14 protein-coding genes are annotated in these 13,055 nt (G+C 70.3%); 8 read left to right on the top strand and 6 right to left on the bottom strand.

Going from position 1 to position 13,055, the window contains the following annotated elements; all coding sequences use genetic code 11:
- The first annotated feature begins 4 nt into the window (after nucleotides 1-4).
- Entirely contained in the window at nucleotides 5-2,503 is a 2,499-nt protein-coding gene (locus ACFQ58_RS00550; protein ID WP_376948479.1) for an ATP-dependent DNA ligase, read from the top strand.
- A 110-nt stretch (nucleotides 2,504-2,613) separates the two neighbouring features.
- Complete coding sequence (locus tag ACFQ58_RS00545; RefSeq protein ID WP_376948477.1) at nucleotides 2,614-2,952, top strand: hypothetical protein; 339 nt, start codon at nucleotides 2,614-2,616, stop codon at nucleotides 2,950-2,952.
- A gap of 16 nt (nucleotides 2,953-2,968) precedes the next feature.
- Here ACFQ58_RS00545 and ACFQ58_RS00540 read toward each other — a convergent pair whose 3' ends face one another.
- The 4 genes from ACFQ58_RS00540 to ACFQ58_RS00525 all read right to left on the bottom strand — a co-directional run bounded on the left by ACFQ58_RS00540 (nucleotide 2,969) and on the right by ACFQ58_RS00525 (nucleotide 6,385).
- On the bottom strand, nucleotides 2,969-4,033 hold the full coding sequence (locus ACFQ58_RS00540) for a fatty acid desaturase family protein (RefSeq protein ID WP_376948475.1): 1,065 nt from the start codon (nucleotides 4,031-4,033) through the stop codon (nucleotides 2,969-2,971).
- A gap of 178 nt (nucleotides 4,034-4,211) precedes the next feature.
- Nucleotides 4,212-5,189, bottom strand: coding sequence for a DNA topoisomerase IB (locus ACFQ58_RS00535; protein WP_376948473.1), 978 nt, complete (start codon nucleotides 5,187-5,189; stop codon nucleotides 4,212-4,214).
- A 10-nt stretch (nucleotides 5,190-5,199) separates the two neighbouring features.
- The gene (locus ACFQ58_RS00530) at nucleotides 5,200-5,472 is read right to left on the bottom strand and encodes a Rho termination factor N-terminal domain-containing protein (RefSeq protein WP_376948471.1); all 273 of its coding nucleotides are present in this window, start codon (nucleotides 5,470-5,472) and stop codon (nucleotides 5,200-5,202) included.
- A gap of 31 nt (nucleotides 5,473-5,503) precedes the next feature.
- Nucleotides 5,504-6,385 carry an SDR family oxidoreductase gene (locus ACFQ58_RS00525; RefSeq protein WP_376948469.1) on the bottom strand — a complete coding sequence of 294 codons (882 nt, stop codon included), beginning with the start codon at nucleotides 6,383-6,385 and terminating at the stop codon, nucleotides 5,504-5,506.
- Between the two features lie 181 nt (nucleotides 6,386-6,566).
- Here ACFQ58_RS00525 and ACFQ58_RS00520 point away from each other — a divergent pair, with 181 nt between their 5' ends.
- Entirely contained in the window at nucleotides 6,567-6,932 is a 366-nt protein-coding gene (locus tag ACFQ58_RS00520) for a hypothetical protein (RefSeq protein WP_376948467.1), read from the top strand.
- Nucleotides 6,933-6,946: 14 nt separating this feature from the next.
- Here the strand turns inward: ACFQ58_RS00520 and ACFQ58_RS00515 are convergent, their stop codons facing one another.
- Entirely contained in the window at nucleotides 6,947-7,528 is a 582-nt protein-coding gene (locus ACFQ58_RS00515) for an SRPBCC family protein (protein WP_376948465.1), read from the bottom strand.
- 149 nt (nucleotides 7,529-7,677) lie between these two features.
- Between ACFQ58_RS00515 and ACFQ58_RS00510 the strand changes: the two genes are divergently transcribed.
- Nucleotides 7,678-7,881: a hypothetical protein gene (locus tag ACFQ58_RS00510; RefSeq protein ID WP_376948463.1), complete on the top strand. Its 204-nt coding sequence runs from the start codon at nucleotides 7,678-7,680 to the stop codon at nucleotides 7,879-7,881.
- A gap of 20 nt (nucleotides 7,882-7,901) precedes the next feature.
- On the opposite strand, the gene ACFQ58_RS00505 is transcribed toward ACFQ58_RS00510, so the two are convergent.
- On the bottom strand, nucleotides 7,902-8,225 hold the full coding sequence (locus tag ACFQ58_RS00505) for an ATP-dependent DNA ligase (RefSeq protein ID WP_376948461.1): 324 nt from the start codon (nucleotides 8,223-8,225) through the stop codon (nucleotides 7,902-7,904).
- Between the two features lie 125 nt (nucleotides 8,226-8,350).
- Here ACFQ58_RS00505 and ACFQ58_RS00500 point away from each other — a divergent pair, with 125 nt between their 5' ends.
- The 4 genes from ACFQ58_RS00500 (at nucleotide 8,351) to ACFQ58_RS00485 (ending at nucleotide 13,007) form a co-directional block, all read left to right on the top strand.
- A complete protein-coding gene (locus ACFQ58_RS00500; RefSeq protein ID WP_376948459.1) occupies nucleotides 8,351-9,532 on the top strand; it encodes an alcohol dehydrogenase catalytic domain-containing protein in 1,182 nt (393 codons plus the stop codon).
- A 138-nt stretch (nucleotides 9,533-9,670) separates the two neighbouring features.
- Complete coding sequence (locus ACFQ58_RS00495) at nucleotides 9,671-11,062, top strand: ABC transporter substrate-binding protein (protein ID WP_376948457.1); 1,392 nt, start codon at nucleotides 9,671-9,673, stop codon at nucleotides 11,060-11,062.
- Nucleotides 11,062-12,072: a carbohydrate ABC transporter permease gene (locus ACFQ58_RS00490; RefSeq protein WP_376948455.1), complete on the top strand. Its 1,011-nt coding sequence runs from the start codon at nucleotides 11,062-11,064 to the stop codon at nucleotides 12,070-12,072. The genes ACFQ58_RS00495 and ACFQ58_RS00490 overlap by 1 nt, the downstream gene beginning before the upstream one ends.
- Nucleotides 12,069-13,007, top strand: coding sequence for a carbohydrate ABC transporter permease (locus ACFQ58_RS00485; RefSeq protein ID WP_376948453.1), 939 nt, complete (start codon nucleotides 12,069-12,071; stop codon nucleotides 13,005-13,007). The genes ACFQ58_RS00490 and ACFQ58_RS00485 overlap by 4 nt, the downstream gene beginning before the upstream one ends.
- Nucleotides 13,008-13,055 lie beyond the last annotated feature (48 nt).

Raw genomic sequence — 13,055 nt, 5'->3', positions numbered from 1 at the left:
GGGCATGGCGCAGGGCCCGTACCAGCTCGTCGACGTCGATGGACGCCGCCTGCGCCTGACGAGCCTCGACAAGGTCATGTACCCCGAGGCCGGCATGACCAAGGGCGAGATGATCGCGTACTACGCCGAGATCGCGCCGACGATGCTCCCTCACGTCGCGGGCCGCGCGATCACGCGCAAGCGCTGGGTCAACGGGGTCGGCACGCCCGGCCATCCCGAACAGGCGTTCTTCGAGAAGAACCTCGAGGAGCACGCGCCCGAGTGGATCCGCCGCGGCCTGCAGCACCACTCCGACGGCGACAAGTCGTACCCGATCGCCGACAGCCGGGCCACGCTGGTGTGGCTGGCGCAGATGGGCGCGATCGAGCTTCACGTGCCGCAGTGGCGGTTCGATCCGGCGGGCGAGCCCGCGAACCCCGATCGCATGGTGTTCGACCTCGACCCGGGCCCGGGCATGGGGCTCGCCGAGTGCGCCGAGGTCGCCCGGCTCGTCCGCGCCATCCTGCAGCACATGGCGCTCGAAGCGGTGCCGGTGACGAGCGGGAGCAAGGGCATCCACCTGTACGCCGCGCTGGACGGGTCGCAGACGTCCGAGCAGGTGTCGGCCGTGGCGCACGAGCTCGCCAAGGCGCTCGAGGCCGACCACCCCGACCTCATCGTGTCGAGCATGCGCAAGACCCTCCGCGAGGGGCGCGTGCTGATCGACTGGAGCCAGAACAACGGCAAGAAGACCACGATCGCGCCGTACTCGCTGCGCGGGCGCTTCCGCCCGACGGTGGCGGCGCCGCGCACGTGGGAGGAGCTCGACGACCCCGACCTCCGCCATCTCGAGGCCGACGAGGTGATCGCGCTGGTCGCGGAGCGCGGCGATCCGATGCTCGCGGTCACCGCGGCATCCGCCGACGGCCCGCTGAGCACCTACCTCTCGATGCGCACGGCCGGTGCGACTCCCGAGCCCATGCCCGATTCGCCCTGGGGTGTGGCCGACGACGGCGAGCCCCGATTCGTGATCCAGGAGCACCACGCGCGTCGCCTGCACTACGACCTGCGGCTCGAGCGTGACGGCGTGCTCAAGAGCTGGGCCGTGCCGAAGGGCGTTCCCGAGACCGCCGATCGCAACAATCTCGCCGTGCAGACCGAGGACCACCCGATGCAGTACCTCGTCTTCGAGGGCACGATCCCCGACGGCCAGTACGGCGCGGGGGGCATGACCGTGTGGGACACCGGGACGTACGAGACCGAGAAGTGGCGCGACGACGAGGTGATCTTCACCCTCACCGGCCGGGTCGGCGGGCCGCTCGGTCGCGTACGGCTCGCGCTGATCCGCACGCAGGGCCAGGGCGAGAAGAGCCAATGGCTGCTGCATCGCATGAAGGAGCAGCATCACGTCGAGACCGGCGAGGGCCGAGCGGATGCCGCGGGTGCGGCCTCGGACGAACCGCCATGGGCCGCGTCCCGCCCGTCACGGTCCCGCGCGCCCCGCAGCACGACGTCCTCCGACGCCTCGGGAGGGCCCGACTCCGACGACCATCCGCCCGCCGGGGCGATCGAGCTCTCGCCCATGCTCGCGGTCCCCGGCACGGCCGCGCGTGCCGCCGGCGACGACTGGGCGCTCGAGTGGAAGTGGGACGGCATCCGCCTGCTCGCGCGCGTCGACGACGGCGCGGTGCGTCTCGTCAGTCGCAAGGGCATCGACCAGACCGCGACCTACCCCGACCTCGCGGGGATCGTGCGCGTGCTGCGGGCCGATGCGGTCGTCGACGGCGAGGTGGTCGCGCTCGACGAGCGCGGGCGGCCCGACTTCGGGCTGCTCCAGCACCGGATGAACCTCACGAAGCCGCGCGAGATCGCGGCCGCGGCGAAGGCCGTGCCGGTGGTGCTGCACCTGTTCGACGTGCTCGAGGTCGCGGGAACGCCGACGCTGGACGAGCCGTACACCCGTCGCCGCGAACGGCTGGAGCGGCTGTTCCGCGCGCGCGAGGACGTGCCGGTCGACGTGCCGCCCGTCGTCGACGGCGAACCCGCGGCCGCGCTCGACGAGGCGCGGAGGCTCGGCCTCGAGGGCGTCGTGGCGAAGCGACGCCGATCGACCTACCGGCCCGGCGTCCGCAGCGACGACTGGCTGAAGCTCAAGCTCTCCCGCACGCAGGAGGTCGTGATCGGCGGCTACCGCAAGGGCATCGGCGCGCGCGAGGGTCGCATCCGCTCGCTGCTCATCGGCATCCCGGACTCCGGCGGGCTGCGCTACGCCGGGCGGGTCGGCTCGGGCTTGCGCGAGCGGGATGCCGAACGACTGCTGTCGCGGCTCGACGAGCTCCACCAGGCGGCAGCGCCGTTCCACGACGTGCCGGTCACGGACGTGGTCGACGCCGTGTGGGTACGGCCCGAGCTGGTGGGCGAGATCGAGTTCGGCGAATGGACGCGGACGGGCGTGGCGCGACATCCGAGGTGGCGAGGGCTTCGCCCCGACAAGCGCCCGGAGGACGTGGCGCTCGAGACCTGAGGTCGTTGGAGTATCCGATTTCGGCAGAACATCTCGGATATCGAAGGAGAACCCGAGGAAACATCGAACCGTGTGTCCAACGTCCCCCATTGGGGGGTATCGTGCGATCCGTGGGCACTCTCTACTACGGCGACACCGGTACCCCGGTCGACATCGAAGACCGGGCACTCGCGCATCTCAAGATCGCGATCACGACGAAGCTCCGCCGCGGCGAGAGCTTCATGTTCTCGTGGCGACACGGCGGCGGCGAGCCGCGCGGTCGCAGCTCTCTCTGGCTGCACCCGGCCATCCCGCTCCGCTTCGTCTTCGGGACCGCCGAGGCCCCCGAGCTCAGCCGTGAGTGGATCGAAGAGCTGATGCGTTCCGCGAACGCCAGCGGCGGCATCGTCGTCGACCTGCGCGAGTTCGGAGTGGAGCGCCCGGGCCCGAAGCCGGTCGAGGCGGCCTAGCTCCCGACCTTCGGGGTCAGCGGCGGCGGAGCTCGCCGGCCGCGGGGCAGTCGAACGGATCGCGGGCCGCGAGGCCGACCCGATTGAGGTATCGCACCACGATCCCGTAGGAGTCGATCAGGCTCGTCTCGGTGTACGGGATGCCCAGCGACCGGCAGTGCTCGCGCACGATCTCGCGCGCCCGCGCGAGGTGCGGCCGGGGCATGCTCGGGAACAGGTGGTGCTCGACCTGGTGGTTCAGCCCGCCCATCAGGGGGCTCGTCCACCGTCCCGTGATGTTCCGGCTCGTGAGCACCTGCTTCGAGAGGAAGTCCAGCTTGGCGCCGGCCGGCACGAGCGGCATGCCCTTGTGGTTCGGCGCGAAGGACGCGCCCATGTACACCCCGAACACCGCGAGCTGCACGCCCAGGAACGCGAACGCCATGCCGAGGGGCAGCACCCAGAACACGACGGCGACGTAGAGGGCGATCCGGAGCCCGATGGTCGTGAGCTCGAGCGTCCGGCCCGGAATCGCGCGCCGCTCGAACAGGGAGCGGATCGAGGTCACGTGCAGGTTGATGCCCTCGAGCAGGAGGAGCGGGAAGAACAGCCAGCCCTGCCGGCGCGTGATCCAGCCCATCACCCCGCGCTGGCGTGCGGCCGACTCCTCGGTGAACGAGATCGTGTCGAACTCGATGTCGGGGTCCTTGCCGCGCTGGTTCGGATTGGCGTGGTGGCGGGTGTGCTTGGTCATCCACCACTGGTAGCTGATGCCGACCACCGCGGTCGCGACGAGCCGCCCCACGCGGTCGTTCGCCTTGCCCGAGGCGAGCACCGCACGGTGCGACGCCTCGTGTGCGAAGAATGCGAACTGCGTGAAGATGATGCCGAGCGCCGCCGCGATGAGCAGCTGGAACCACGAGTCGCCGAGCAGCACGAACCCGGTGACCGCGCCGCCGAGCGCGAGCGCGAGTCCGCCGACGAGCAGTCCGTAGAACCATGGCGTGCGCCGCAGCAGCCCGCTCTCCTTGATGACCTGTGAGAGGGCCGAGTAGCTCTGCGTGACGCGCGGCCGATCGCCGCGCGGGGTGGTCGTGCGCACCGCGCCGAGGCGCGCGGGTACGGCGGAAGATGTGGTCGTGATGATCCGGCCCGTCGTCGTCGACTTCCCAGCCGGTGGTTCACGGGCGACCGCCCGTTGCAGATGCGGCAAGCCTACGGGCGATGCCTGCGTACCGGATGTGGGTTTCCCCGGACGTCATCGCGACGTACCATGCCGGTCACTCGCCCGCGTCGTCGACCAGCAGCTGCAGCAACGCCGTCTCGCGCCCGCCGCGCAGGCTGACCAACCGCCCGTGCTCGTACGCCTCGATCACTCGCGGGTCGACGTAGCTCGCCTTGGCGATGGTCGGCGTGTTGCCGAGGACCTCGCTCGCGTGCACGATCGCCTCGCGCACGGATGCGTCGCGCGCCCGCTTGGTCGACGCCGTGCCGAGTCGAGCGAGCCGGTCCGCCGCAGCGACCGTGCCCCGCAGGGTCCGGAAATCCTTCGCGGTGAAGTCGCCGCCCGTGCGTCCGCGGATGTCCTCGTTCACGTCGACCGGCCCGAGCGGGCGCATGCGCCGCCCCTCCTCGTGCGCGTACAGGCGCGACGCGGGGGAGCGGCCCTCCATGCCGCGCACGAACGCGGCGAGCGCCGGATCCACGAGCATGAGGTCCTGCGAGATGCCGCCCTTCGCGCGGAACCGCAGTCGCACGGCGTCGGCGCCTTCGAGCCGGGCGTTGCGCACGAGCAGCGTCGTGAGCCCGCGGCTCCGCGCCGTCGCGAGCGATTCCTCCGAGCCGATGCGGATGGCGCCGAGATCGAGCGTTCGGAATGCCGCCGCCAGCACGCGCTCGCGCGTGAGCCCGTCGAGGCCGAGGTCGCGCCCCACGCTCCGACGCGCGCCGGGGAGCGCCTCGGCGAGGTCGGTCATCCGCAGGAACTTCTCCATGTCCTGCTTCTCGCGCCAGACCGGGTGGTAGAGGTACTGGCGGCGTCCGGCGGCGTCGACGCCGACCGCGAGGATGTGCGCGTTCGGCGCCTCGGCGATCCAGACGTCATCCCAGGCGGGTGGGATCGCGAGCTCCGCGATCCGCTCGCGCTCCGCGCGGCCGACCGTCGAGCCGTCGGCGTGACGGTACGTGAAGCCGCGGCCGCTGCGGCGGCGCGTGATGCCGGGCGACGCGTACGGTTCGACGCGTCGCAGTCGCGGCATCCGCTGCCCCTCAGTGGTTGCGCAGGGCGCTGATGAGCTCGCCCTTGCGCTTGCTGCTGTAGCCGCTCAGGCCGAGCTCCTTGGCCCGCTTCTTCAGTTCGGGGACGGTCCAGTCGTCGTAGTCGCCCGACGTGCCGCCCTTGCGGCCGACCGAGCTGCGGCCGCGCGCCGCGGCCGCGTTCGAGATGCGGGCGGACTTCTCCTTGGAGTTGCCCTCGTCGCGCAGCTTCTCGTAGAGCTTCGGATCCTTCAGGGACGACTGCCCTCGTCGGTTGGCGGGCATGGCGTGCTCCTTTCCACTCGTGGTGGCCGCCTCACAGCGGCTTGCCTCCCGTGACCGGGAGGATCGCGCCCGACGTGTAGGACGCGTCGTCGGACGCCAGGTAGACGTAGGCGCCAGCGAGCTCGGCGGGTTGGCCGGCACGGCCGAGCGGGGTGTCCTGGCCGAACTTCGGCAGCTTGTCGGGCCATCCCGTCGCGGGGATCAGCGGCGTCCAGATCGGGCCCGGTGCGACCGAGTTGACGCGGATGCCACGGGGCCCGAGCTCCTCGGCGAGCGCTCGCGTGAACGCGACGAGCGCGGCCTTGGTCATGGCGTAGTCGACGAGGCGCGACGACGGATCGAAGCCCTGGATCGAGGACGTCGTGATGATCGACGATCCCGCCGCCATGCGCGGGACGGCCGCTCGGGCGAGGAACACCGTCGCATAGAGGTTGGTGCGCATGACCGTGTCGAAGTCGTCGGTCGGGATCTCATCGATACCGCCGCGATCGCGCTGGTGCGCGGCGTTGAGCACGAGGAGGTCGAGGCCGCCGAACGCGTCGCAGGTGCGGTCGACGAGGTCGTTGCAATGCAGCTCGTCGCGCAGGTCGCCCGGCAGCAGCTCGACGCGTCGGCCTGCGTCCTCGACCCACCGCGCGGTCTCCTCGGCGTCGGACTGCTCGGAAGGCAGGTAGGCGATCGCCACGTCGGCGCCCTCGCGTGCGAAGGCGATCGCGACGGCCCGGCCGATGCCGGAGTCGCCGCCGGTGATGAGGGCGCGGCGGCCCGCGAGCCGGTCGTGGCCGCGATAGCTGTGCTCGCCGTGGTCGGGCTGCGGGCTCATCGCCGGCGTCAGCCCGGGCGGCTGCTGCTCCTGGCGCGGGAACGGCTCGGCCGGGTGCTTGGTCGTCGGGTCGGTCAGATGGTCGGTCACGGGATCCCCCTCGCGTGCGTCGTCCGGATCGTCCTGTCCGCCTCCCACGCTAGGCGCGAGCTTCGCCGGGGTCGACGGGATTGACACGGCCGTGGGGCCCGCTCACCACGGCGGCCGACCGCGGTCGTGACGTCGAGACATCCGAGGTCGCCGGGCCCTCGCCGCGCGGTAGGGTCGGTGCATGGGCACGCTGTTCTACGGCGACGCCGCCACGCCGATCGGCATCGAGGATCGGGCCCTGGCGCACTTGAAGGTCGCGATCATCACGAAGCTGCGCCGTGGCGAGTCGTTCACGCTGTCGTGGCAGCACACCGGCGATCAGCCGCGCGGTCGCAGCACGTTGTGGCTGCACCCCAACATCCCGCTGCGGTTCGTGTTCGAGGAGCCCGAGCCGCCCGAGCTGAGCCGCACGTGGATCGAGACGCTCATGCGCTCCGCCAACTCGACCGGCGGCATCCAGCTCGTGCCGGAACAGCTCGACACCGGGCCGATCGCGACGGTGGATCCGCTCGCGCCCGAGCCCGGTGCCGAGGATGCCGCGCCCTGACGCGGCTCAGTGGACTACGCCCGCAGGTCGGGGTCCGAACCGACGATGCCCTCGCTCGTGGGCGGGTTCACCGACCCGGGTGCCACGGTCCCGCCGTAGCCTGCCGTGCTCGCGCCCGATCCGGGCGTCGTCTCCTGCCCGCCGTGGACCTCGCCACGCCAGGCTCCGCTCTCGCCCTGGCGCTTCTCGATGAACTCCTTGAAGCGGTGGAGGTCGCGCTTGACCTGCGCGTCATCGAGCTGGAGTGCCGCGCCGGCCTTCTCCACGAAGCCCTGGGGCTCCCATTCGATGGTGAGGTCGATGCGCGTGCGGTCGGCCGAGATCGGCCGGAAGTTCACGCGGCCGCGGTGGCTCACCTCGGCGGTCGTGCTGCGCCACGCGACGTGGTCGTCGGGCACCTGGTCGGAGATGTCCGCGTCGAACTCGCGCTTGACGCCGGCGATCGAGACGACCCAGTGCGTCGTAGTGTCGTTCAGCTGGCGAACGGACTCCACGCCGCTCATGAAGTGGGGGAACGACTCGAACTGCGTCCACTGGTCGTAGGCCGTGCGGACCGGCACGTCGACCTCGGTATCCGCGGTGACGGTCGTGCTCATGTTGATCCTCCGTTTCCGGACGCGCTGGGTGCGCGCCCTCGGCCACGGTAGGCAGCAGCCGGAACCGGAATCGAGGGGGTTGCAGCCCCGGAAGACGGCTGGTACGAACGGACTGAGGGCAAGTTCGGCGAGCGATCCGGGGGTGCGTGATGGCGGAGCAGCGAACGGACATCGAGCGGTGGTGGCCTCATCTCTCGATCGACGCCAAGCACGCGGTCCTCGCCGACCCGGCGGGGCCATTGGCCGACGTGGTGCGCGAGGAGATCAGCGCGATGACCGGCGGGCCCGCGCCCGAGCGGCTCGACGCCGACGACGTCGACTACATCCGCACGCAGGTCGAAGCGGTCGACTGACGGCGGTCACTCGACCGCGGTCACTCGATCTCGAAGGGCTCGTCCTCCGAAGGTTCGGGCACGTACTGCAGGCCGGCCGTGCTGTTCGCCGAGAGGAGCATCTGCTCGATCCAGAGGCGGTTCAGCTTGGGCGGGCGGTTGCCGCTGAAGATGAACTGGAGCGGGATCGACTCGTGCAGCCAGAGCGTCGTGCGCCCACTGCCGTGCTCGATGCCGTGATCCCAGGTCATGGCGAAGCTCTCGGACCGGCGCAGCTTGTTGATGATGGCGACTCGCAGATGCGCGAGCGTCCGATCCTCGATCTCGATCTCCCGGTTGGAGGAGTTGTAGATGAGCTTGCCCATGTCGGAATGCTAACCAACCCGGACGCCCTTCCGCGCCACGATGTCGGCGCCTGACACCCCGGTATCCGGCGCTCGGGCTGTCAACCCCCTCGCCGCGCGTCGCGAGCGCTTGTTGGGATGACGGCATGAGAGCTGTGACCTGGCATGCCGCCCGAGATGTCCGCGTCGACGAGGTCGACGACCCGAAGATCGTCGAGCCGACGGATGCCATCGTGCGGATCACCTCGACCGCGATCTGCGGCTCCGACCTGCACCTGCTCGACGTGTTCGGTCCGCTGATGCACCGCGGCGACATCCTCGGCCACGAGCCCATGGGCATCGTCGAGGAGGTCGGCGCCGACGTGGAGCGGATCGCGGTCGGCGACCGCGTGGTCGTCCCGTTCGTGATCGCGTGCGGTCACTGCCGGATGTGCCGGGCGGGCCTGCCCACGCAGTGCGAGACCACGCGCGACGACGAGCACGGCACGGGCGCCAGCCTCTACGGCTACACCGAGCTCTACGGCCAGATCCCCGGCGGACAGGCGGAGGCGATGCGCGTGCTGCTCGCCGATGCGAACCTCCGCGTGGTCGGCCGCGACCTGCCGGACGAGCGCTACCTGTTCCTCTCCGACGTGGTGCCCACGGCATGGCAGGCCGTGGAGTACTCCGGCGCGGCGTCCGGAGACACGCTCGCCGTCGTGGGACTCGGGCCGATCGGGCAGATGGCCGTCCGCATCGCGCGGCACCGCGGCATCCGGGTGATCGGGGTCGATCCCGTGCCCGAGCGGAGGCTCATGGCCGAGCGCTACGGCGCCGAGCCGCTCGACTTCGAAGGGCACGATCAGGCGGTCGACGCGCTCGCGAGCGCGACCGTCGGCCAGGGACCCGACGCGGTCATCGACGCCGTCGGACTCGAGGCGCACGGCAACCCGGGCACGGCGCTCGTGCAGAACGTGGTCGGCAGCCTGCCCTCGGCGCTCGGCAAGCCGATGATGGTCAAGGCCGGTGTCGACCGGCTCAGCGCCCTGCAGCTGGGGATCGACGGCGTCCGTCGTGGCGGGACGCTCTCGGTCGTGGGCGTGTACGGCGGGAATGCCGACCCCATGCCGATGCTGCGGATCTTCGACAAGCAGCTCACGCTGCGCTTCGGCCAGGCGAACGTGCACCGCTGGTTCGACGACATCCTGCCGCTCGCCGAAGCCGACGACGACCCGCTCGGCCTCGACGACTTCGCGACGCATCGCGCTCCGCTCGCGGATGCGCCGCAGCTCTACAACCTGTTCAAGAGGAAGGAGGAGGGCTGCGTGAAGGTCGTCCTGCGACCCTGACGAACCCTCGCTTCACCGTCCAGCCGGCCGGCCGGCGCTTCTTCGGAGAGGCGCTGCTGTCAATCCCCTTCATCGATGGCGTGACGCCACCATACGTTTGGACGCGTCCGGGGGCGGGACAGACGAACGGGGTTGGACATGCGATTCGGACACCGCGCCCTCGCCGCGACCGCAGCGGTCGCGTCGGCAGGGCTCCTGCTCGGCGGATGCGCCGTGGGGACCGGGGGACAGGCCGGCGAGACCGATGCGGAATACGATCCGGATGCCGAGCTCTCGGGCACGCTCACGGTGATGGGCTTCTCGGCCGATGTCGACGAGGTCGCCTCGGCCCGAGTGGAGATGACCGAGGCCGAACTCGGCGATGTCGAGTTGGAGGTCGTCGAGGGCGACCTCGACATCCAGCAGTTCCTCTCGTCCGTGGCTTCGGGTGAACCCCCGTCGCTGCTGTACGCCGACCGCGATCAGATCGGGTCGCTCGCCGCACGCGGCGCGATCATCCCACTCGAGGACTGCATCGACGGCGAGGGCATCGAGACCGGCGACTTCGTCGAGTCGGCGCTGGCGCAGGTCACCCTCGACGACACGATCTACGGGATCCCCGAGTTCAACAGCGTGCAACTGACCATGGCCAACCAGCAGCTGCTCGACGACGCGAGCCTGTCGATCGAGGACGTCAACGGCTCCGATCCCGAGGCGATGACCGCGGCCGCCGAGGCGCTGGTGCAGCGCTCGGGCGACAACGTGACCGTGATCGGCGTCGACAGCAAGCTGCCTGAGTTCCTGCCGCTCTGGGTCGGTGCGGCGGGCGGCTCGGTCATGAGCGAGGACGGCCGCACCGCGCAGCTCGACTCCGAGGAGGCCGTGCAGGCCCTCGAGTGGGCAGCCGGCATCTACGAGGCGCAGGGCGGATTCCCGGCGATCAAGGCGACGCGCGACTCCGCCGACTTCTTCGGCGCGGGCAACCAGTTCGCCACGAACACCCTCGGTGCGATGCCGATGGAGCAGTGGTACCTCAACGTGCTCAACGAGGTCTCGCCCGACGCCCCGCTCGCGTTCGACACCGTGCGGACGACCGACGGCGAGCCCACGGCCTACGCCACCGGCAGCGCGTGGGCGATCCCGTCCGGCAGCGACAACCCCGAGGCCGCCTGCCGCTGGGCCCGCGTCATGACCTCAGTCGACGCGTGGCGCGCTGCGGCCGACGCCCGCCTCGCGCTCCGCGAGGAGTCGGGCCTGCCCTTCACCGGCATCCTCACCGGCAACACCGTTGCCGACGGGGAGATCCAGGGCATGACCACCGCCGACGAGGAGCCATGGGCCTCCGGCGTCGCCGCGATGTACGAGGCGAACGAGAACACGTTCGCCCTTCCCGCCAACCCGGCGGACGCCGAGTTCGAGGACGCCATGTTCGAGGCGGTCAACAGCGTCCTGACGAGTGGAGCCGATCCAGCCGAGGCGCTTGCAAAGGCGCAGGAGACCGCGCAGTCCGCGCTCGACGACGGCTGGGCGGAGCTCGAGGGCGGTGGCTGATGTCGACCGCGACCAGGCCGGGCATCAGTCCGGAGCCTGAGTCCATCCGTGGCACGGCCGGCCCGCCCTCCGAGGCGGCGTCGGCCGGGGCGGGCGACCGGCGATCCGGACGCCGTCGCGCCCGACGGCGCAACGTGCTCTCCGCACTGCTGTTCCTCAGCCCCTGGATCATCGGATTCCTGGTCTTCACGGCCTGGCCGATGATCTACAGCGCTTACCTGTCGCTCACCGACTACGACGTCATCAACAACCCCGAGTTCGTCGGCATCCAGAACTACGTCGACCTCGCGTCCGACGACAAGCTGCTGCTGGCGCTCGGCAACACGGTCTTCTTCACGATGCTGCAGGTGCCGTTGTACGTCCTGGTGTCGCTCACCCTGGCGCTGCTGCTCGACCGCGCCGGGAGGGCCTCCGGGTTCTTCCGCACCGTGTTCTTCCTCCCGAAGATGACGCCGCCCGTCGCGGTCGGCGTGCTGTTCCTGCTGCTCTTCAACGGCCAGAACGGGCTCGTCAACGGCGTCCTGGGCATCTTCGGCATCGACGGGCCGTCATGGACAACCGACCCGGCGTGGGTCAAGCCCGGGCTCGTGTTCATGTCGCTCTGGACGGTCGGCGCCTCCGTGATCATCCTGCTCGCCGCACTGCGCAACGTGCCCAAGGAGCTCTACGAGTCCGCGCAGCTCGACGGCGCCGGCTTCTGGCGGCAGTCGTTCAGCGTGACCCTGCCCATGATCAGCCCGGCGCTCTTCTTCATCATCGTCGTCAACACGATCGCGGCGCTGCAGACCTTCGACGAGGCCTACACGGCCTTCTTCGGGGCAGGGAACACGACGTACAGCAACGACGCCGCGCTGTTCTACGTCATCTACCTGTTCCAGCAGGCGTTCGAGTTCCTGCACATGGGGTACGCCTCGGCGATGGCGTGGCTGCTGTTCCTGATCATCATGGTGATCACCGCCATCCAGCTCGTCGTCTCGCGCCGGCTCGTCTACTACGAGGGGGATCGATGACCACCGACATCCGGATCGCGGCCGCCGAGAAGCAGGCCGCCCGGCCCGACGTCGTCGAGCCGCCGCAGCGTTCGCTTCCCGCAGGGGAGTCGGGCGGGGCCCGCAGCCGCCGACGTGTCGGCACCGTGCTCACCTGGATCGCGCTGTGCCTGATCGGCATCGTGTTCGTCTACCCGTTCGTCTGGCTGGTGAGCGCATCGTTCAAGCCGCGCAGCGAGGTGTTCGACAACCGCCTGATCCCGCAGACCTTCACGTTCGACAACTACGTGCAGGTGTGGCAGGAGGCGCCGCTCGCGCTGTGGCTGCTGAACACCGCGATCGTCACGGTGCTCGCCGCGGTCACCGTCACGATCTCGAGCGCGATGGTCGCGTGGGGGTTCGCGTACTTCCGCTTCCGCGGCCGGGGATTCCTGTTCGGGCTGGTGCTCGCGACGATGATGCTGCCCGGCGCGGTCACGATGATCCCGACGTTCCTGATCTGGAACGCCCTCGGCCAGGTCGGCACGCTGACGCCGCTGTGGGCGGGCAACCTGTTCGGCAGCGCGTTCTACATCTTCCTGCTGCGCCAGTTCTTCTTGGGCCTGCCGCGCGACCTGTTCGAGGCCGCGCGCATCGACGGAGCCAGCCAGTGGGGCGTGTTCTGGCGCATCGCCCTGCCGTTGACCGGGCCGGCGCTCGCCGTCGTGCTCGTGTTCGAGGTGCAGGCGGTGTGGACCGACCTCATGAAGGCCCTGATCTACCTGCGCGACTCCGACACGTTCACGATCCCGAGGGGCCTGAAATCCCTCGTCGACGCCTACGGCTTCGGCGGCGAGTGGCACTGGGAGATCATCGTCACCGCGAGCGTGATCACGACGGTCCCGCTCATCATCGTGTTCTTCCTCGCGCAGAAGCGCATCATCGACGGCGTCGCCTCGACGGGGCTGAAGGGGTAGGGCTCGAACCGCGGATGTCGCGTGGCGAGCCGATCAGCGTGCGATCCG

This window comes from Agromyces sp. NPDC056523 (assembly GCF_042794545.1).
GTDB lineage: Bacteria > Actinomycetota > Actinomycetes > Actinomycetales > Microbacteriaceae > Agromyces.
This window is presented reverse-complemented; position numbering and strand designations above follow the sequence as displayed.